General features: G+C 37.7%; 16 protein-coding genes, 1 tRNA gene and 1 CRISPR repeat array. Of the genes, 9 read left to right on the top strand and 8 right to left on the bottom strand.

What is annotated here, in order from left to right:
* The first annotated feature begins 23 nt into the window (after positions 1–23).
* From FJR04_RS08660 to purU, 4 genes are read left to right on the top strand one after another with little or no spacing between them, the layout of a single operon-like run.
* On the top strand, positions 24–1,703 hold the full coding sequence (locus tag FJR04_RS08660; RefSeq protein WP_168493651.1) for a Gldg family protein: 1,680 nt from the start codon (positions 24–26) through the stop codon (positions 1,701–1,703).
* A complete protein-coding gene (gene pabB, locus FJR04_RS08665; protein ID WP_168493653.1) occupies positions 1,700–3,436 on the top strand; it encodes an aminodeoxychorismate synthase component I in 1,737 nt (578 codons plus the stop codon). The genes FJR04_RS08660 and pabB overlap by 4 nt, the downstream gene beginning before the upstream one ends.
* 29 nt (positions 3,437–3,465) lie before the next feature.
* Positions 3,466–4,074, top strand: coding sequence for a DUF4340 domain-containing protein (locus FJR04_RS08670; protein WP_168493655.1), 609 nt, complete (start codon positions 3,466–3,468; stop codon positions 4,072–4,074).
* A 51-nt stretch (positions 4,075–4,125) separates the two neighbouring features.
* Positions 4,126–4,980, top strand: coding sequence for a formyltetrahydrofolate deformylase (gene purU, locus FJR04_RS08675; RefSeq protein WP_168493658.1), 855 nt, complete (start codon positions 4,126–4,128; stop codon positions 4,978–4,980).
* 6 nt (positions 4,981–4,986) lie between these two features.
* Here the strand turns inward: purU and FJR04_RS26620 are convergent, their stop codons facing one another.
* From FJR04_RS26620 to moaC, 3 genes are all read right to left on the bottom strand, one after another.
* Positions 4,987–5,526, bottom strand: coding sequence for a GNAT family N-acetyltransferase (locus tag FJR04_RS26620; protein ID WP_168493660.1), 540 nt, complete (start codon positions 5,524–5,526; stop codon positions 4,987–4,989).
* Positions 5,527–5,838: a DUF1778 domain-containing protein gene (locus tag FJR04_RS08685; protein ID WP_168493662.1), complete on the bottom strand. Its 312-nt coding sequence runs from the start codon at positions 5,836–5,838 to the stop codon at positions 5,527–5,529.
* 72 nt (positions 5,839–5,910) lie between these two features.
* On the bottom strand, positions 5,911–6,405 hold the full coding sequence (moaC, locus tag FJR04_RS08690) for a cyclic pyranopterin monophosphate synthase MoaC (protein WP_168493664.1): 495 nt from the start codon (positions 6,403–6,405) through the stop codon (positions 5,911–5,913).
* A 37-nt stretch (positions 6,406–6,442) separates the two neighbouring features.
* Here moaC and FJR04_RS08695 point away from each other — a divergent pair.
* Together FJR04_RS08695 and FJR04_RS08700 are read left to right on the top strand one after the other, a co-directional pair.
* Positions 6,443–6,516: transfer RNA gene (locus FJR04_RS08695), tRNA-Arg, on the top strand.
* A 217-nt stretch (positions 6,517–6,733) separates the two neighbouring features.
* Complete coding sequence (locus FJR04_RS08700) at positions 6,734–8,281, top strand: hypothetical protein (protein WP_168493666.1); 1,548 nt, start codon at positions 6,734–6,736, stop codon at positions 8,279–8,281.
* Between the two features lie 87 nt (positions 8,282–8,368).
* Here the strand turns inward: FJR04_RS08700 and FJR04_RS08705 are convergent, their stop codons facing one another.
* The 3 genes from FJR04_RS08705 to FJR04_RS08715 form a co-directional block, all read right to left on the bottom strand.
* Positions 8,369–9,592, bottom strand: a complete 1,224-nt coding sequence (locus FJR04_RS08705) for an MFS transporter (protein ID WP_168493667.1) — start codon at positions 9,590–9,592, stop codon at positions 8,369–8,371.
* Positions 9,593–9,636: 44 nt separating this feature from the next.
* Positions 9,637–10,671, bottom strand: a complete 1,035-nt coding sequence (locus tag FJR04_RS08710) for a glycosyltransferase family 2 protein (RefSeq protein WP_217359268.1) — start codon at positions 10,669–10,671, stop codon at positions 9,637–9,639.
* Positions 10,672–10,854: 183 nt separating this feature from the next.
* Complete coding sequence (locus tag FJR04_RS08715; protein WP_168493670.1) at positions 10,855–11,532, bottom strand: C40 family peptidase; 678 nt, start codon at positions 11,530–11,532, stop codon at positions 10,855–10,857.
* Positions 11,533–11,800: 268 nt separating this feature from the next.
* On the opposite strand from FJR04_RS08715, the gene FJR04_RS08720 reads away from it, so the two are divergent.
* The gene (locus FJR04_RS08720; RefSeq protein ID WP_016949821.1) at positions 11,801–12,055 is read left to right on the top strand and encodes a DUF4212 domain-containing protein; all 255 of its coding nucleotides are present in this window, start codon (positions 11,801–11,803) and stop codon (positions 12,053–12,055) included.
* Positions 12,056–12,064: 9 nt separating this feature from the next.
* Positions 12,065–13,720, top strand: a complete 1,656-nt coding sequence (locus FJR04_RS08725) for a sodium:solute symporter family protein (protein WP_168493672.1) — start codon at positions 12,065–12,067, stop codon at positions 13,718–13,720.
* Between the two features lie 140 nt (positions 13,721–13,860).
* On the opposite strand, the gene FJR04_RS08730 is transcribed toward FJR04_RS08725, so the two are convergent.
* Together FJR04_RS08730 and FJR04_RS26625 are read right to left on the bottom strand one after the other, a co-directional pair.
* Complete coding sequence (locus FJR04_RS08730) at positions 13,861–16,398, bottom strand: substrate-binding domain-containing protein (protein ID WP_168493674.1); 2,538 nt, start codon at positions 16,396–16,398, stop codon at positions 13,861–13,863.
* Positions 16,399–16,694: 296 nt separating this feature from the next.
* Positions 16,695–18,134, bottom strand: a complete 1,440-nt coding sequence (locus tag FJR04_RS26625) for a TIGR03985 family CRISPR-associated protein (RefSeq protein ID WP_168493676.1) — start codon at positions 18,132–18,134, stop codon at positions 16,695–16,697.
* A gap of 406 nt (positions 18,135–18,540) precedes the next feature.
* Here FJR04_RS26625 and FJR04_RS08745 point away from each other — a divergent pair, with 406 nt between their 5' ends.
* Positions 18,541–18,798: a hypothetical protein gene (locus FJR04_RS08745; RefSeq protein WP_168493680.1), complete on the top strand. Its 258-nt coding sequence runs from the start codon at positions 18,541–18,543 to the stop codon at positions 18,796–18,798.
* A gap of 334 nt (positions 18,799–19,132) precedes the next feature.
* Positions 19,133–20,650: direct repeats of the CRISPR family, unit length 37 nt; unit sequence GTTTCCGTCCCCTTGCGGGGAAAAGGTCATGAAAAAC.
* The last annotated feature ends 221 nt before the right edge of the window (positions 20,651–20,871 follow it).

Genomic DNA, 20,871 nt, shown 5'->3' on the forward strand with positions numbered 1-20,871 from the left:
TTTAATCTATTCCCTGTTACCAAATGAATAAAAATAAACTTTGGAAATTTGTATTTTGGCTAGGACCATTCTTTCTAGTTGCTGGTCTAACGGTTGGTTTGATATCAGAAAAATGGGGAACAATCCCTTTATTATTATTAATAACAGGTTTAGTAATTTGTTGTTTGTGGGTGCTAGGAAAAAGTCAGAAAAGTAAATGGTGGCAAAAACGTTCTACCCAAAGTGGTACTAATGCCGTCATCGCAACTTTGTCAGTATTAGTAATATTGGGATTTATTAATTTTTTAGGAAGTCGTTACCATTTGCGTCTAGACTTAACAGATACTCAACTATTTACCCTATCTCCTCAATCAAAGGAATTAGTCAGTAATTTGCCCCAACCAATGAAAGTTTGGTTATTTAGTAGAGAACAAAATTCTGGCGATCGGGAATTATTAGATAACTATCAGCGTCAAAGTAAACAGTTTAAATTTGAGTATATTGATCCTCAATTAAGACCAGGATTAGCAGAAAAATTTGGAGTAAAGGATTATGGTGAAGTTTATTTAGAATTTCAGGAAAAGCGGCAATTAGTCCAAGTAATTAGTGAAAATCAACGGTTGTCAGAAATACAATTAACCACTCGTTTACAACAAATCACTAGTTCTAAAACTGCTAAAGTTTACTTTCTGCAAGGTCATGGTGAACACCCACTTACGGCTATTAAAGGGGCAATTTCTCAAGCAATTCAGGGATTAACTGATAAAAACTTTACTACCTCACCTTTAAATTTAGCAGAACAACCACAAGTTCCTGATGATGCTGCTGTTATAGTTATTGCCGGTCCCCAAAAAGAATTATTAACTGGGGAAGTTACAGCTTTACAAGCTTATCTAAATCGTGGTGGTAACTTGTTATTAATGATTAATCCCAACACTGACCCGAAAATAGATCCTATTTTAAAAGATTGGGGTGTGCGTTTAGATAATCGTCTAGTAATTGATACTTCTGGGGAAAGTATGCAACTTGGTCCTGCTGCTATTCTGGTAACAGAATATGGGCAACATCCTATTACTAAGGATTTTGGTAACAATATTTCTGTATATCCTTTGACTCGTCCTCTACAAATTGATCCTGTTCCTGATATCGAGTCTATGGTTTTATTGAAAACTAAACCTTATCCTAGCAGTTGGGCTGAAAGTGATCAAAAAAGTGAAAAATTAGAGTTTAATGAAGGCCAAGATTTAAAAGGTCCATTAACTTTAGGAGTAGCGTTAACTAGAAAGTTATCAACTTCACCAACTCCAATTCCCACAACTTCACCAACTCCAATTCCCACAACTTCACCAATTCCAGTTCCCACAACTTCACCAAATCCAGTTCCCACAAATTCCCCAACTCCAATTCCCACAACTTCACCAATTCCAACTCCCACAACTTCACCAAATCTTACTAAAGAATCGCGGTTAGTAGTATTCGGAAACTCTAATTTTGCAGTTGATGGTTTATTTGAACAACAGTTAAATGGAGATGTATTTTTAAACTCAGTTAGTTGGTTAAGTCAACAGGATGACCAACTTCTCTCCATTCGTCCTAAAGAACCAAAAAATCGCCGGATTGTGATCTCAACTCTGCAAGCAAACTTGTTAACAATATCTGCTGTATTTTTATTACCTTTAATTGGTTTATTAATGGGCTTTATTGTTTGGTGGAAACGCCGATGAAAAATAAATTAGTAATTCATGATGCTAAACTAAAGCATTGGCTTTGTTTTCAAAACCCTGATCAAATTATCATTGCAGATAGTATTGATCAAGTTGTTCCTAAATTGCAACTTGTGAATGATTTGATTGCTAAACATCAAATGTATGGGGCAGGTTTCATTAGTTATGAAGCCTCAACAGCTTTTGATTCGGCACTAAAAACTCATTCTTCTTCATTTCCCTTACTTTGGTTTGGATTATATAAAAAACCAGAAATTATTGATTTACCAAAACCTACTTTACCTGCTGAATATCAACTTAATTGGAAACCTTCAGTAAGTGAAATAGAATATCATCAAGCCATTAGCGAGATTAAAAAATATATTGCTTTGGGGGAAACTTATCAAGTTAATTACACATTCCGCCTAAATACGGCTTTTAGTGGCGATTCTTGGCAATTATTTCTCAAATTAGTACAAGCCCAAAAAGCCGATTATGGGGCTTATGTTGATATTGATAATTTTGCTATTTGTTCTGCTTCTCCTGAACTCTTTTTTCGTCTTGACGGTAATCAGTTAACCTCTCTTCCCATGAAGGGAACAGCAGCTAGAGGTTTAACATTAGTAACAGATCATGATATTGCGAATAAGCTCCATTTTTCAGAAAAAAACCGTGCTGAAAATGTGATGATTGTGGATATGATTCGCAATGATATGGGAAAAGTGGCTAATATTAGTACAGTCAAAGTTCCCAGTTTATTTAATGTTGAAAAATACCCCACAGTTTGGCAAATGACATCTACTGTCACAGCCACAACTACAGCTTCTATAAGTGAGATTATGGGGGCGCTTTTTCCCTGTGCTTCTATTACCGGCGCACCTAAAACTAAGACTATGGAAATTATTCATGATTTAGAAAATACACCGCGACGGATTTATACTGGGTGCATTGGCTTTATTAGTCCCCAACGTCAAGCACAATTTAATGTTGCTATTCGGACTGTGTTAATTGATAAAGAAAATAGTCAAGCTGAATATGGAGTAGGGGGAGGAATTGTTTGGGATTCTGTAAGTAATGATGAATATCAAGAATGTCAGATTAAAGCCCAAGTTCTTACCCTAAATCAACCAGATTTTTCAGTTTTAGAAACAATATTATGGCAGCCTGATGATGGTTATTCTATTTTAGATTATCATTTACAACGTCTGCAAAATTCAGCAATTTACTTTGATTTTAATTTGGAACTAAATAAACTAAAAATTCAACTTGATAAATTAACAGAATCATTTTTAAATCAACCTTATAAAATACGATTATTGTTAAATTCTGGTGGTGAAATTACATATCAGACTACGCCCTTATCTCCTGTGAATAATCAAACCTTTGTCAAATTAGGTATGTGTTGCACACCTGTTGACTCTAATAATGTATTTTTGTATCATAAAACAACTAATCGTCAAGTTTATGAAATAGCAAAAGCTGCTTTTCCTGATTGTGATGATGTTTTATTATGGAATGAAAGAGGTGAAATTACAGAAACTTGTATTGGTAATGTTGTGGTAGATTTCAATGGGGAATTATTGACACCTCCTGTCATTTGTGGATTGTTAGCTGGGACTTTTCGCGCTGATTTACTTGAAAAAGGTAAAATAAAAGAAGAAATTATTACCAAGGAAATGTTAAAATATAGCGATCGCATCTATATAATTAATTCAGTGCAAAAATGGCGGGAAGCGGTTTTAATTTCTCAATAATTAGATGATTTTATTAATTAACTATCAATATGAAATTGCCAAAAACAACTGTAATTTTAATACTTCTAGCCCTTGGTTTAGGTGGTTTTGTCTACTTTTATGAGATCAAAGGCAAAATTCAGCAAACAGAAATCAACGCCCAAAAGCAGAAGATCTTTGATTTTACCGCTGAAGATGTCCAATCTTTAACTATTAACATTAAAGATACAATATTGCAACTAGAAAAGAGGAATACCTCTGAAAAACCCCAATGGGAAATCAAATCTCCCATATCAACACTAGCGAATGATGCAATTGTTTCTTATTTAATGGATTTATTAGTTAAGGGAAAAAGCGAAAGAACAGTATCAGTTTTACCTACTGAATTATCAGAATTTGGTTTAGATAAACCTGTGGCGACTATAGATGTTAAACTGAAAAATCAACAAAGTCATCAATTGATTTTAGGTAAAGGTGATTTTAATAATCAATTTTTATATGCTCAAGCTGATCCTAATCAAAATATGAACTTATTATTAGTTTCTAAGGATTTTGTTAATGCAGTTAATCGAGACATATCAGAATGGCAACAAATAGAAGAAAAAACTGATATACAATCATTACCTAGTCTTCCTTCTCCAACTCCCACAAATAATTAATGCAGAAATGAGAATAAAAGCTAAATCTAATATCTAACCTTGAAAAATTTTATGACAAAACAAACAGCAACCTTATTAATTTCTTGTCCAGATCAAAGAGGATTAGTAGCAAAAATTGCCAATTTCATCTATGCTAATGGTGGTAATATTAATCATGCAGATCAGCATACAGATTTTGAGGCTGGACTATTTCTAACTCGCATAGAATGGCAATTAAAAGGATTTAATTTACCCAAAGATTTAATTGCACCTGCTTTTAATGCGATCGCCCAACCTTTAAATGCAAAATGGGAATTACACTTTTCTGATACTCTTCCCCGAATTGCTATTTGGGTAAGTCGTCAAGATCATTGTTTCTATGATTTAATCTGGAGATATCGCGCTAAAGAATTTAATGCAGAAATTCCCTTAATTATTAGTAATCATCCCCATTTACAACCAGTAGTTGAACAATTTGGCATTGATTACCATTATATACCTATTACTAAAGATAATAAACAAGAACAGGAAGCTAAACAATTAGAATTACTACATCAATACAAAATTGATTTAGTAGTTTTAGCAAAATATATGCAAATAGTTAGCGCCGATTTTATTGAAAAATTCCCACAAATTATTAATATTCATCACTCATTTTTACCAGCATTTATTGGTGCTAATCCCTATCATCGGGCTTTTGAAAGAGGGGTAAAAATTATTGGTGCAACAGCCCATTATGCTACGGCTGACTTAGATGCAGGACCAATTATTGAACAAGATGTAGTGCGGGTAAGTCATCGAGATGAGGTAAATGATTTAATTAGAAAAGGTAAAGATTTAGAAAGAATTGTATTAGCTAGGGCGGTAAGATTGCATTTACGAAATCGCGTTTTAGTTTATGGAAATAGAACCGTAGTTTTTGAGTAAATTTATTTAATCTGAATTGCTCATCTTAGCGATCGTTTCCATCATCAAAAACAGCCGATGAGAATAATCAGGAAAGCCAATAAATTGATAATGTTCATAAAAAGAACGGGCTTTATCATCTTTAGCATCAACAACTACTGCAATTGTCGCAATTTCATTGTGGAAACTACGATATAAGGCATCCATTAATAACATTTCCCCTAAACCTTTTTGACGATGATTTTTATCAACAGCTAATCTACCTAAAAGTGTTGCTGGAAGTTGAGGATATTTTGGCAGTTTCAGTTTTTTAATTATTTCTATAGGCAATTCTCCTAGTTTAATACTTGTTGATGATAATGTATAATAACCTGCGATAAAACCAGAATTTTTTTCGACTAAAACGAATGGGGCTGCTATATACTTACGTGCATCTTGTCCAGCTTGTTCTTGAAAATATTTATCTAGTTGATCAACACCACAACAAAAAGCCGCCCGGTTATGCTTTTTTCCTAGCGGCTCTATTAAATAATTCTCAAAAGCATCAAAATTATCTGTTAACTGCACTTATACACCCATATTGTTTTTATAACGTTGAGCCGCAAGCCGTAATTTTGCACTGGGTTTTGGTGGATTAAGCAGTGCTTCTACAAAAACTTCTTGGTCTTTTCTGCTTAAAACCATGATTTCATTTTCCTGAATAATCTGGTTTGCAGCACTGACAAGACTGCTAACTACAAAATCTGTGAGCGTTCTTCCCTGAATATCGGCCGCACGTTGAAACAATTCCTTATTTTCTTGACTGACACGGGCTTCTAGTCTTTCTGATTTAGAACGCAAGGATTTTTCTTGGCTGTTTTTAGCCTCTGTATGAGTCATGATAGCCTCTACACAATGTACGGCAAATATCCTAACAAATAACAGTGTACTGATTTATTCAACAAATGTCAACTATCCCCAATTCCCAGACTTTCCACCTGTTTTACTAACTAAATGAATCGCTTCTATTTGAATCGTTTTTTCTAAGGCTTTAGCCATATCGTATAAAGTTAAAGCAGCAATAGATACCGCTGTTAAAGCTTCCATTTCTACACCTGTTTCCGCTTTAGTTTTCACAGTAGCATCAATTTGATAACCAGGTAGTTTGGCATCGGGGATAATCTCAACGGTGATTTTCTGCAAGGGTAAGGGGTGACAGAGAGGAATTAAATTAGCTGTCTGTTTAGCAGCCATGATTCCTGCTAACCTCGCAGTTGCTAAAACGTCACCTTTGGGAGTGTTACCGGCTTGAATAGCGGCAAATGTCTCAGGTAACATCCGCACCTTGCCAGTGGCTACAGCTTGGCGAATAGTGGCTACTTTGCCTGATACATCAACCATTTGAGCTTCTCCCTGGGCATCCAGATGAGTTAGTTGAGAAGAATTTGAAAAATTATCTTGCGTCATTGGGAAAGTGTGTGCTATTATAAAACTCGTGGGTCAAGGGTGTGTAGCTCAGTGGACTAGAGCACGTGGCTACGGACCACGGTGTCGGGGGTTCGAATCCCTCCTCGCCCGTTTTATTATTTTAAATGCACAAGTTCCTTTTTTGGAGTTTGTGCATTTTTAGTAATATGGAGTGAATAACTGACAATTTTTGAATAATAAACCCCATTGACTTTGAACATTAAGGTAATAACTCGAACTTAACTTACACTTTAATAATATACTCTCTTTAAGAACTCTAGATTTCAAAAGTGTTGATTCTGAGTTCAACACCTTAATTTTATAAACAATGTTCGCCAAAAAAATAATTAATCCTACTTCGAGATTAATCTTGGGTTCTCCTTGGTTAATTATAATTGTATTTTCTATTCTTGGTTTTATCGGTATTCTCAACCATTCAATGTGGAGAGATGAACTCAATCCCTGGTTGATTATCAGAGACAGTGAATCTTGGCAAAATTTAATCGGAAATATTCGTTATGAAGGTCATCCAGTTCTGTGGTATTTCTCTCTAGCATTATTAAGAAGTATTGCTGATAATCCTATAATCATGCAACTATTTCATTTAGGTTTAGCAATTTCTTCTGTTGCTATTTTTTGCTTAAAAAGTCCATTTGATTATAGACAAAAATTCCTTTTTTCATTTGGCTATCTCCCATTTTATGAATATCTCTTAATTTCTCGTAACTATGCCTTTGGGATGTTGTTTATTTTTGCGTTTTGTGCAGTTTTTTCATCTAGAAAAAAAACTTATATTATCCTAGCAATTTTATTAGGGTTAATGGCAAATAGTAATGCTTATGCCTTATTTATATCATTTGCTTTGTTATTAACATTAGGATTTGAATTTTGTTTTGATCGTGAACATCGTCAAGAATATCTTAACAAAGATAAAAAATACGATTTGCTGATAAGTGCCGCTATTATTGTATTTTGTTTTATTTTAGCAATAAATATTATTATTCCGCCAACTGATAGTTATCTGCATGGAGGATTAAATGGTGGATGGTCTGTTAAACTAGATATCCGCCATTTATTGAGAAGTATAGGCAGATTATTTGGTGGTTATTTTTTAATAATCCCTACACATAAAAGATGGTTAGATTTAATTGTTTGTGCCGTAATTGCCCTCTTTGTAGCTATTATAACTGTATTTAAATTATCTAAAAAGCCTGTTCCTCTCTTTTTTTACATCTTAGGGACTTTAGAAATTCTTACATTTGCATATTTGAGATTTTCGGGTTCAAGTCCTCGGCATTTTGGGCATTTTTATTTAGTTTTTGTGGCTGCGTTATGGCTAGGAAGTTACTATCAAGAATCTAGCTTTTTAGACAATAAATTTATTATTCCCAATAAAACACTTGAATTTGGCAAAAACTGGCATTATAGAATCTTTATGGCTATTCTTTATATGCAATTTTTGGGAGGGATTTATGGATTTACTAGAGATTTAGTTATTCCCTATTCTGCTAGTCGTGAAACAATCCAATACATTCGCCAATCTCAACTAGAAGATGAATTTATTGTTGCTAGTCGAGATGCAAATATGGCGGCGTTGTCAGGGTATCTCAATCGTAAGTTTTATTATCCTGAATTGCAAAATATGGGAAGTTTTACTTTATTTAAAAAAGGACGTAAAGATGTTGATCAAAGTGAGATATTAAAACAAGTTAGTTTGCTTTTAAAGAATCAAAAATATGAAAACAAAATTTTGCTTATTTTACATCAAGAACTGAAAGCAACTGACAATGATTTAAAGATTGTTCCCATTAAAAATTTTGAAAGATCATGGGTGGACAGTGAAAGATATTATCTATATCGGGTACAGAGAAAGTAAATAGGGCTGGCTGAAAAAATTGTAGAGACGTTCCATGAAGCGTCTCTACAAAGGTTCTGGATTATGGATATTTAAATTTGTTCGATATTATTTCACAGCATAGATATCTTCGGCACGACCAAAGGCAAAACGCACAGATTGGGGGATATTACGGCTAGATTGGGTCAGAAAAATTATCATTGCGAGGATTGTTAAACCTGTGGTAAAACCAAACATACTGCGATAACCGAGTGTTTCGGCAAATGTACCAAAAATCGGACTGGCGATCGCTAAACCAATATCAAATCCCATCAAAGAAGCACCAAATATCCGGCCTCGTTCATGGGGTAAAGCCCTATCTGTCATCAATACAGAAATCATGGGAATTAGTGTACCAGAAGCTGCACCTTCCATCAATGCTCCTAATAAGAACATAAAAGGAGTATTTGCTTGCCAAATGCAGATCATAGAAAGGGTGTAAGCTATCAGACTCATGGTGACAAATAAACCACGTCCATATCGATCTGAAGCTTTACCAGTTACTAATCTACAACTAAAACTGGATATAGCCGCAGCGGTAAAAAAGAAACCTGCATTTAAGTCTACTCCCGTTGATTTAATGAATAGGGAGATGAAAGTATGCAAACTACCTAAAGTTAAACCACTTAGTAATAAGACAATGGCAGGAATCCGCACACGAGGACTAGTGAGTAGTTGCCAAAAGTTATCATTTTTGCTGTTAATTGGTTTGATGACAACTGGTGGATTGACAATGGGGATGATACATAATAAACCCAGAAAACCTAAAGTCGCAGATGAAAGAAATAATGGCGTATAACCTGCGAGTTCTTGTAAGAATCCACCTATGGCTGGACCAATTGCTACACCGAGAGGATTAACTAAACTCATGTAACCAACAACTTCACCTCGACGGTTTTCTGGTGCTAAATCTCCCACTAGGGAAATATAAGCTGTGGCAAAAGCAGCGATACTAATACCATGAAAAGAACGAATCACCATCAGGGGTATAATTGATTTTACAAATAAATATCCAAAAGGGGCGATCGCTGCCACGGACATTCCAATCAATAATACGATTTTTCGACCCCGCCTATCTGCTAAAGCGCCCATTTGTGGTCGAAATAGTAACATCCCAATGGCAAAGCTACCCATAACAATGCCAATTTCTTGCTTGGTAGCTCCAATATGTTCAATATATAAAGGTAAGGTAGGCAATAATGAAGCCAAACCTGACCAAAAAAACAAACCCGCTGCAAATAACATCAGTAGGTTTTTCCGCAGATCAGCGTCAAAAGTATCAAAAGCTTTCACGGCAGATGCAATAATGCTAAAAGTATTATTTCTCTATTGTTACGTTACTTAACATTTTTTGCCACAACTTCCCGCACCCGATATATTGGCCGTCCTTGAGATTCATGATAAGTCCGCATTAGTAATTCTGCCAAAAGACCGAAGCAAAACAACTGAACCCCTGTTACTAGCAACAACACCGCTAAAATCAACAAAGGGCGATTGCCAATCATTTCCGCCCACACCAATTTCAGGAAAGTCAAATAAATGGCTATCCCCAGCCCAGAAACCATAGAAATTAATCCCAACAACCCAAAAACGTGCATAGGACGGGTGAGGAACTTTTTCATAAACAGAATAGTTAATAAATCCATCAATACTCGGAATGTCCGTGATATGCCATATTTACTTTGGCCAAAACGCCGCGCATGATGACTGACAGGGATTTCTGTAATTCTCGCTCCTTCAATATATGCCAATGCAGGTAAAAAGCGGTGTAATTCCCCGTAAAGATTCATATCTGCAACCAATTCCGCCCGATAAGCTTTGAGAGAACAACCATAATCATGGATATAAACGCTTGTAGCCCCACGAATTAACCAATTGGCGATTTTAGAAGGAAGCAACCGATTCACTGCCCCATCTTGGCGATTTTGCCGCCAACCACTGACTAAATCATAACCTTCTTCTAGCTTTGCTAATAACATGGGAATATCCGCAGGATCATTTTGCAAATCAGCATCTAAAGTTACAATTACTTTGGCTGTAGCATAATTAAAGCCAGCAGACATAGCCGCAGTTTGTCCATAGTTACGCCGCAAAATTACCGCTTTTAAATCAGTGCGAATTTGGGCTTGTTCTTTGAGAAATTCCGCCGAACCATCACTAGAACCATCATCTACACAGATAATTTCATAACTCAACTCATTAGCTGTGAGAGTAGAAGAAATTGCTTCTAGTAATAAAGGTAAACTTTCTACCTCATCTTTTATGGGTACAACTACTGATACATCTGGTAATTGGTGATTGGTAATGGGTGATTGGTGATTTGCCCTGAGCGTAGTCGAAGGGTTAATAATTGGTAATTGGTAATTGGGCATAGGATATTATGTTAGGAGTCAGGAAGGAAGAATTAAAAGAAGTGGCGTTGCTGATTAAGAGTATGATTTTGTTTCACGCAGAGGCGCAGAGTCTACAGAGAGTAAGAGTTTGAAATCATTGATTTTTGAATTTCATACCCTAATTCAGCAACGCCAAAGAAGTTAATTGTCAATTGTCAATTGTCAATTACCAACATAACTTTTCACAACTCTACCAGCACCGCGTAATTGTTGATAATAAGACTGACTAACGGTGTCACCTTGTTCCGAAAGTTGGTCAATACCAATACCGTTGCGTCCTTGTTCTTTTCCCGAACTGTGGATATAGCAACCATTACCTAAATATAAGCCCACATGAGTTGCTTTTTGGGGAGTGCCAAAAAAGATGAGATCTCCGGGTTGTAATTCAGTCATATCAACTGGTTGAGTAAAAGCTTCTTGTTGATAAGCGTCTCTAGGTAGCCAAACACCTACAGATTTAAACGCTGCTTGCATTAAACCTGAACAATCATAATTAGGTGCAACTGTCCCACCCCAAAGGTAATAATTATCTTGTTGTTTTGCGGTTTGAGTAAAAGCGATAACTGCGGGTATTTGTTGTTGAATGTCTATTGCTGATATATCTTGGGGTTGATATTCTGTTTCTGCTGGTTGGAGAAATTGCCAATCTTGAACAGATAACCATCCTGGATAGTCATCTTCACATAAACAAACTGCAATGGCGGTATCTTGATGATTTGATGTTATTCGTAAATGTCGTCCTGTTGCGGCTTGGGTTGCTAAACGGATACATTCAGGAGAATCATAGATATTTAGGTTAGTTTTACAGAAATATGCTTTTGTCGGTAAGTTTAAAGACATGATTAATATTTTCTGAATTAGGATTTTTGGTTACTGAGCGATAGCCTGCGTGGCGAAGCCATAGTCGAAGTACAGGATTTAAAGATTAACAGGATTATATAACTAATTATTCGGTTAATCTTTTAATTCTTATTGTCTGAATCGGGATTTTCTGGATGTGAGAGATGATATTCTCAGTATAGAAAACTTAACAAAGAAATCGCCAAAATCAGACGATATTATATCGGCTTACTGATATTATCTGTGAGGCAATGATGATAAAAGAAAAATGGACGAAGATCAGCGTCGCGCTTATTGGCGTGCTAATACAACATTAATTCGGAATCTTTTAATTGTTTGGGCTTTAGTCTCCCTGGTTTTTAGTATTTTGTTGGTTCAACCATTAAATGCAATTCGGTTTTTTGGTGTTCCCTTTGGTTTTTGGATGGCGCAACAAGGATCAATTTTGGTTTTTGTTGTATTGATTTTTACTTACGCTTTCCAAATGGACAAATTAGACCGCAAATATAATACCAAAAAGTGAGGAGAAACTGTGTCAGTTGAAATTTGGACGATTATCTTAGTTGGACTTTCTTTTCTAGTTTACATTTACATTGGTTGGCGATCGCGTGTAGAAAATACTAAAGACTTTTTTATTGCCGGTCAGGGAATACCTTCAATTGCCAATGGTGCGGCTACGGCTGCTGATTGGATGTCTGCGGCTTCGTTTATTTCCATGGCGGGGTTAATTTCGTTTTTGGGATATGACGGTTCGATTTATTTGATGGGTTGGACTGGTGGCTATGTTTTACTAGCATTATTATTAGCGCCTTATTTGCGGAAATTTGGTAAATATACTGTACCTGATTTTGTCGGCGATCGCTATTATTCCAATATAGCCCGTTTGGTGGCAGTCATTGCCGCCATTTTTGTGTCTCTCACCTACGTTGCTGGACAAATGCGGGGGGTGGGAATTGTCTTTAGCCGCTTTTTACAAGTAGACGTGAATACTGGTGTGATCATTGGCATGATCATTGTCGGCTTTTTTGCGGTTTTGGGAGGTATGAAAGGCATTACTTGGACACAAGTAGCCCAGTATTTTGTATTGATTTTCGCATATTTGATTCCCGCGATCGCGATCGCCTACAAACTCACAGGTAATCCTATTCCCCAATTAGCTTTTACTACTAGTGATATCGCCGATAAACTCAACCTCATTCAACTTGATTTAGGCTTTAAAGAATATACCCAACCTTTTGCCAATAAGTCAATGTTGGATGTTCTTTTCATCACTATTGCTTTGATGGTAGGAACTGCTGGTTTACCCCATATTATTGTCCGATTTTACACAGTTAAAAGTGTTCGTGCAGCCCGTTTTTCTGCTGGTTGGGCATTATTATTTATCGCCATTCTCTACACCACAGCCCCCGCAGTTGGGATGTTTTCTCGTTATAATCTAATTACTTCTTTGCATAATAAAACACTTGTGGAAGTACAGCAATTAGATTGGGCAAATAAGTGGGAAAAAACCAAACTCCTAGCTTTTGAAGATAAGAACAAAGATGGACGTTTGCAGTTAACACCTAATAGCGAAACCAACGAAATTACAATTGATAAAGATATCATTGTGCTTTCTACTCCAGAAGTTGCTAATCTTGCCCCTTGGGTAATTGCTTTAGTTGCCGCTGGTGGTTTAGCTGCTGCTTTATCTACAGCCTCTGGGTTATTATTAGTAATTTCTAGTTCTGTCGCCCATGATGTTTATTATCGCATTTTTGATTCCAACGCTTCAGAAGAAAAACGGGTATTTGTGGGGCGGGTTGTCGTTGGTTTTGCCCTTGTTTTAGCTGGATATTTTGGAGTAAATCCACCGGGATTTGTGAGTGAAGTTGTCGCTTTTGCTTTTGGTTTAGCGGCTGCAAGTTTCTTCCCGGTCATATTCCTGGGAATTTTCGATAAACGCACTAATTCAGAAGGTGCGATTGCGGGAATGTTAACAGGTTTGATATTTACAATTATCTACATTGTCGGCGTAAAATTTGGTGGTATGACCCCATGGTTTTTTGGTGTTTCTGCTGAAGGAATCGGGACTTTAGGGATGATTATTAATTTTATTGTCACCCTCATAGTTTCTCGATTAACACCACCCCCACCCGCCGAAATTCAGGCGTTGGTAGAAGATTTACGCACCCCAATTATAGAAGAATAGTAGGGGCGCAGGGCCTGCGCCCAGTCAGGAATCAGGAATCAGGAATCAGGAGTCAGGAGTCAGGAGTTTAGAAAGAAGAAAGAAGAATTTCTCCTCCCTGTCACCTGTCACCTGTCACCTGTCACCTATTACCTACTTTTTCATTCTTGGGAAAACTTCTTCTGAATAGTTTTAGTATCTTCTTTATTGGCGGAAATAGCTGTCATTTGATAATCAACTAAGTTATCAACAAAAGGAATAGTTAGTTTAAATGTACCATCAGGTTTGATGTTAACTTTTTGTCCGTCAATAGTGACAGTTGCACCTTGTTCTGTTGCACCGTGAATCACTAATTCTGCGTCAACGACAAACCAGAAGTCTGCACAGGGACGACTGAAAATACGCACTGTACCAGAACGTGCTAGACATAACCACCGATTTTCTGGAGTTAGATAACCGATTTCTGTCATGTAGTCCCGTTCACCTTGGGGAATAGGTATATAACGATCATAGATTGCGGTTTCGCATTCATATTCTTGCACTAACTGAGGACGTTGATAGCTGATATCCAAATTAGTAACATCATAAAGACGCACTACTAAAATGGTAAAACCTTGATTTTGTAATGTTTGGAGATGATTTGCAGAAATGTACCAAGAGACATAAGCCCATTTGGGAGTGCGGGGAGTGAAGATAATTCTGGTATTTCCATCTACATTGATTTGATTAATATTAGTCCAGGCTTCTATCTCTGCATCTAATTCTATGGCTATATCTTCATCTGTAGCTGTGGGTGGCAATGGCGTAGGTAATATTTCTTCTGCGATCGCCTGTGCGGATGTGTTATGCTGAGTCTCACTATCTATGGCGTTTAAAGCCTCTCCTAATTCTGATGGTAGGTCATCTAATAAATTTTCTTCTTCGGGTGGTTGGTTGACTACTGTAGGTGGTGTATCCAGGATTTCTGATAAGGTATGATCCTCCTGAATTGGGGCTGGAGGTGTATCCAGGAGTTCTGAGAGAGATATACTATGATCTTCCTGAATTGGGGACGGAGTTATACCGAGTAACTCTGATAAGGATGTAATATTTTTAGTAAGTGCTGGGGCTGGTGGTTCTAATAGGGAGTTGGTAAATTCGTCGGTGGATATGTCTGCATCAATTTGGGGTTGCTGTCTATTGGGGATTTGGGGATAGTGATTATTAACAACAATTACCGGATCTTCTGTATCCCAAACTACTTCACCATAGTCTAATTCAATGTCATTGATTGCCGGTGTTTGATGACTGGGGGTAGATGTTTGTGGTATATCTATTGTGGCTACGTTGTTGATTGCGGTTACTTCTAGGGAGATGTCTTCTTGATAGTGATTTGTACCGTTGTGGCCATTATGATGATTATTGGTAATTGATGCGATCGCCTCTGCATCTGATACAGTAGTAGTAGGAATCTCTTCTGGGATAGAATCGTTGGTTTGATTTAGCAGTCGTTTTTTTCTTCTCAACCACAAAGGTAAAAAGCTGCTTAAACCAGCAATGAGTAATAAAGGTAATAACAGGAAAAATCGCAGATTTTTGGTAATCATTGAGGGATTATCCAAAGGATTTATCAACTGTGTTTCCCCTCCAGTCTCGGTTACAGCCGGTGTGACTAGGTTTGCTGGTATAGGTGGTAAAGATGGATTTTGAGTAACTGCTGTTGGGGTTACTATTGGAGTTGTTGTTGGGGTTGTTGTTGGGGTAATAACCTCTGAGGTAAAGGTTTGCAAAGCACTAGCCGCAATAGCCAGTGATTCCGCGTCTCTTGCAGCTTTTATGGATTCTTGTCCTGGTTTGGCGACCACAAAACCGAGAAAACCTGCTACTTTAGGACTGGGATTTTGTTTATAAACGTAAACAAACGACTGGGAAAAGGGATATTTAGGATTATCTGGTAAGTAATTCTGAACTTTTAATACTCGTACATCTTGGAGTCGAGAAACCTGATTTGCTAAAACGTAGCTGATACCATCTTTACCTAATTCTTTAATGATATCGGTTGTACTATCTTCTATCATCTGCACTGAATTAGCCCCTGTCAGCAATTCACCAGACTTAAAAGCTGGATATTCGGTAAAGGAATTGCGAGTATCACTAATGGAAGGACGATCTATAAATCTAATTTTACCTTTAGCGTTGCCTACTTCTGACCAGTCTGTAATTTCTCCTCGGAAAATTTTCGCAAATTGTTCTGTTGTCAAACTACCTTGGAAGGGATTATCCATACCAACAACAACGGCGATTTTTTCTCGTCGTACCAGCACCTGTTCTAAACCTTGGGCTTTTTCTGCGGCTGTGAGTTGGCGACCAAGAGCAGCTATATCAATTCTACCATCTAAGACTGATTTTACCGCATCTTCATTGCCATTGATGCCAATTTCTACCTGAGTTCCCGAAAACTGTTTTTCAAAGTTTTCCTTGAGACTTTGGTTAACAATTATGAAATTAATCGAACCGTCAATTTTAACAACAGTACCACTTTCTACTGTTGACGGTAGAGAAAAAACCGGAGTCGTCTTCTCAGGTTCTGCGTGGACAGGTGCAGAAATCAATAAATTTGCTACCATAGAATTGACAGCGATCGCTACACCTACACCTGGTACTGCCAATAATAAGGCTAGATTGGTAATTACACTATCTTTTTTTTGTTTTTGCCACATATATCCCTGATCAAGCTAAAATAAATGGACTACACGCCGATACCAAAAATAGTCTTTTAATTGTGGAGACTGGTTAATTATACAACCTTAGTTATTTTTATCTGTAATAACACAAGTGTTTAAATAAAACGAGGAGTAGGGGCAATCCCCCCGTGGTTGCCCAAATACCGGGGTAGGCATAAAGGTAGGGGCAATCCCCCCGTGGTTGCCCAAATACCGGGGTAGGCATAAAGGTAGGGGCAATCCCCCCATGGTTGCCCAAATACCGGGGTAGGCACGGGGGCGCTACCCCTACATCAAATCCAAATCTTACTTAATTGATAATTCTCCAACTCTTGCATAGCTTCAGCCTTTAGACCTTCCCTAACAGATAATGGTGCAATTACCTCTCCTTTTGGCCGCCAATCTCGTAAACGCATCAAAACGTTAATATCTGTATCGCGTATCCATGCCGTATAATAAGCATCATCACTGGATTTTTGTTCAAGAATCTCTAATACTTGTATTTGTTGACTTTCAGGAATATTTATTTTAACCAAATCCCGTATTTCTGCGTAAATAACAGGTTTGAATGATTGATGTCTAACGGTGTTATCTACATACCAACGGGCAAAATCTGGAGGAAAACGCATAATTAAAAATTCCCGTTTTAGGTAAAAATTAAACCCCCAAGCTGCTGCTAATTCCTGTTCCACTTGCTGCGGTGTGGGTAATGTTCCACTCTCCCACATTAATTGTAATTCTGGAGGAATTTCTGGATCTCCCCAAGCGAGAATCTGTAATTTTGCGGAAGCAATCCTGTCCAGTCGGTAATTATGCCATCCTGTGTTACCATGAGGATCAATACCATAAGCACTGAGATATTTAGCGCGGCGGGAATAGTGCAGACAAACAGGATAAACCGTAACTGCAACTTTCTTGGCTGTAGCTGGTATCAAAGTTTTGAAGCGAATAACTCCACCAGTTTGTTTTCGCCAAAGTTGTTCTAATTGTTCTTGATAGTTATCCACCTTGTCTTGCATTTCTGGAGAGAGGATATAATCTAAATGCAGAAATATCCGCTTTTCGGGTGTGGGAGAAGTATGGAGAATCTGTTCCCACAAACTTTGACTGATAATTTCTAAATTGGGTTGAACAAAAGATATTGATTCTAATGCGTGGAGTAATTCCCAGGTTTGGGGAAGAGAAAGTTGGGTAAAGGTAGCTGGGGAATTTGTTGGAGTTACAGGTGTGGGTAATTCTGGAGTGGGAAGACTTTGATATTGTCCTTTATGGGGTGATTGTAACCATCCTAAGCGAACAAGTTGTTTTAAATCATCTCTTAAAGAACGATGTACCGTTGCAAAAGGTGATTGTTGGATTTGTACGGCTAAATATTCTGGTGTAATTCCTGTGAGTTGGATGATTTCTTGTTGCCATTCTAATTCCGATAGGTAACAATTTGATGTTTGCAGAATATTCCCACAGTTTTGATGACAAATACAAGTGTTGTCTCCACAGTTTGCGGAAATTTGAGAAGTGCTAATTGTTTCGCTTTTAGGATGATTATATCGGAATAGGCGATCGCGCAGTTGAGAATAAGTAAAGTTTTTCGGTAATTCTTGTATCCAGTTTTCTTCCCCATAGAGTTTATTCAAAATCACCCATAGGCGTATTGAACGGTGTAAGCGATTGCCAAGTTGTCCTGCTGCTAACCAATGTAATATTTGCGGTGTGGGTGGATAGGGGAAGTTCACAGTAACATTTTTTTCTGGTTGTATCTATTGTAGCGGATTTTGCTTTTTTCTCTTTTGCAAAATCTTTGTTCAATTCCTGGTTATGGTGATATCCTCATCAAGTACATCACTTTTTACTTAAATTAGTAAGTGATGTACCAGAAACATATTACTGTTAATAGGTAATAATGGCAGTTATATAGACGAGTGATGTTATATATGGCTACTAAAAGACCTAGAACGACTATCAGCTTTGATTCTGATGAATATGTTGCATTAGAAAAATGGGCTAAATCTGAATTTCGATCTGTCCCTCAATTAGTGAGTGTCATAATCAAAAAGGCATTGATTGAAAAGAACCTATCAGAAACACAAGCGCACAGTTCCCAAGTAAATTTGAGTGATTTCCAACCCGAAAACAAAACCAATGAACACTCAACCAGTAGATAGATTAGACAGAATTGAAGCGATACTAGAAGTTACTACTAACAATCTCAATGGTTTAACAGGTAAACTTAATGGTTTGACTGATAATGGCATTGCTGATTTTAGGGATGAAAATAATTTTGCATACGTTCAAGACCTTTGTAGAGACTTTCCATGGAACGTCTCTACCTCCTTAAATTCTGGATATTATCTCGACTACGCGGTAGTTGAGCGGAGTCGAAACTCGATAACCACCTGATTCTGACATTTTCTCTAATTAGCAATTTCTGTTATTTAGTGCGATCGCCTATCTCTTTTTGAGATAATACATTAATTATATGTAGTTTGGGCAATGTTTTGATTTTGGTTTTTGTCCCCAGGCTTGATACTACACAATATTCTACCCAAATCTATCTTTCTACCATCTGCGGTTTGTCAATAACAAAGCGGTATTCACTCTTTGTGAGATACAGTCATTAAATCGCAAAACCTGTAGGGGTGGGGTTTCCCCGCCCTCCATTGTATTTCATCCGACCAATAACTGCTATATGTGACACGAGAGGACACCCATTTTATTATTGAAATAGTAACAGGTTTCCATCCCCTTGCGGGGAAAAGGTCATGAAAAACTTGTTTTCAACTCTAACGTAAAAACAGGGTTGGACGTGAGAGAGTTTCCGTCCCCTTGCGGGGAAAAGGTCATGAAAAACGTTGAGAAACCAGGGCAACTACCTGTAGGCTACAAGAGTTTCCGTCCCCTTGCGGGGAAAAGGTCATGAAAAACTTGCAAGAATAGTGTGTTTAGCCTAACAAGCCTAGATAACGTTTCCGTCCCCTTGCGGGGAAAAGGTCATGAAAAACCGTAATAAGGAAATAGGAGCTAGAGACGTTTTGAACGGTTTCCGTCCCCTTGCGGGGAAAAGGTCATGAAAAACTGGTGTGAAATACAAACATTTGAAGCATGTCTTACTGATTCAGTTTCCGTCCCCTTGCGGGGAAAAGGTCATGAAAAACTTTCATGACTATGACTAATAGAGAAATTCATGATGAATCATGTTTCCGTCCCCTTGCGGGGAAAAGGTCATGAAAAACGTAAAGAAGATATGAACCTTTACATGGCTGGCTACTTTGTTTCCGTCCCCTTGCGGGGAAAAGGTCATGAAAAACGGTTGCTATGAAAACCCATGTAGAGGTTATGTAAGAATGTTTCCGTCCCCTTGCGGGGAAAAGGTCATGAAAAACAACTCTCTACCGTAAACTTCACCTCTAACTTTAGCTTCGTTTCCGTCCCCTTGCGGGGAAAAGGTCATGAAAAACTGAGTTAATAGCAACATTACGAGATGCACTTGAAAAGCGGTTTCCGTCCCCTTGCGGGGAAAAGGTCATGAAAAACACATGGGAATATTTAACTCTCTGATATGGAGAGCCGCGTTTCCGTCCCCTTGCGGGGAAAAGGTCATGAAAAACAGAGAGCTACAAGTAGGGACAAAGAAGTATGTTATTTACAAGACAATAAAGTTTCCGTCCCCTTGCGGGGAAAAGGTCATGAAAAACGTTATCTGATATCATTGCAGGTAGTTAGAGTAGAGACTGTTTCCGTCCCCTTGCGGGGAAAAGGTCATGAAAAACAAACCTGACTGCTATGCACTTGAATGACATTGACTATCCGCTATCGTTTCCGTCCCCTTGCGGGGAAAAGGTCATGAAAAACGATGTATCAAGAAGGTAGAAAAAATGAACATCTGTTACAGGTAGCACTAGGTTTCCGTCCCCTTGCGGGGAAAAGGTCATGAAAAACTTAAGTTCTGGCACCTAAAAGTAGGAGATAACTGTGTTGTTTCCGTCCCCTTGCGGGGAAAAGGTCATGAAAAACCAAGCTGCCAACCAAGCTATTACCTTCTTCACCAGCAATGGTTTAGAGTTTCCGTCCCCTTGCGGGGAAAAGGTCATGAAAAACTACAAAACTCTGGCATTGTAGACACCTTATATAAACTAGAGTTTCCGTCCCCTTGCGGGGAAAAGGTCATGAAAAACCTGAACTAAAAGAAAAGTTTCCTAATCTTACTTCTACTTTGTTTCCGTCCCCTTGCGGGGAAAAGGTCATGAAAAACCCTATACCATTGGAAACTTGACGACATACGGATTTCAGGAAGCGATCGCACACGGATACAGAAACAGCCGTGTAACTTAAAATGCTAGTATTCTTTTTTCTAGGTTCAGAAAGCCGAAATCAGCCAATACAGTCATAATAAAACGAAAACCCCAAGATGTCAACCCTAAAAACCAACATTTCCTCAATATTACAAAACATTACTAACAATTAATCTGTGTA

The sequence above is a fragment of the Anabaena sp. UHCC 0204 genome, assembly GCF_009711975.1.
In the GTDB taxonomy this organism is placed as follows: domain Bacteria; phylum Cyanobacteriota; class Cyanobacteriia; order Cyanobacteriales; family Nostocaceae; genus Dolichospermum.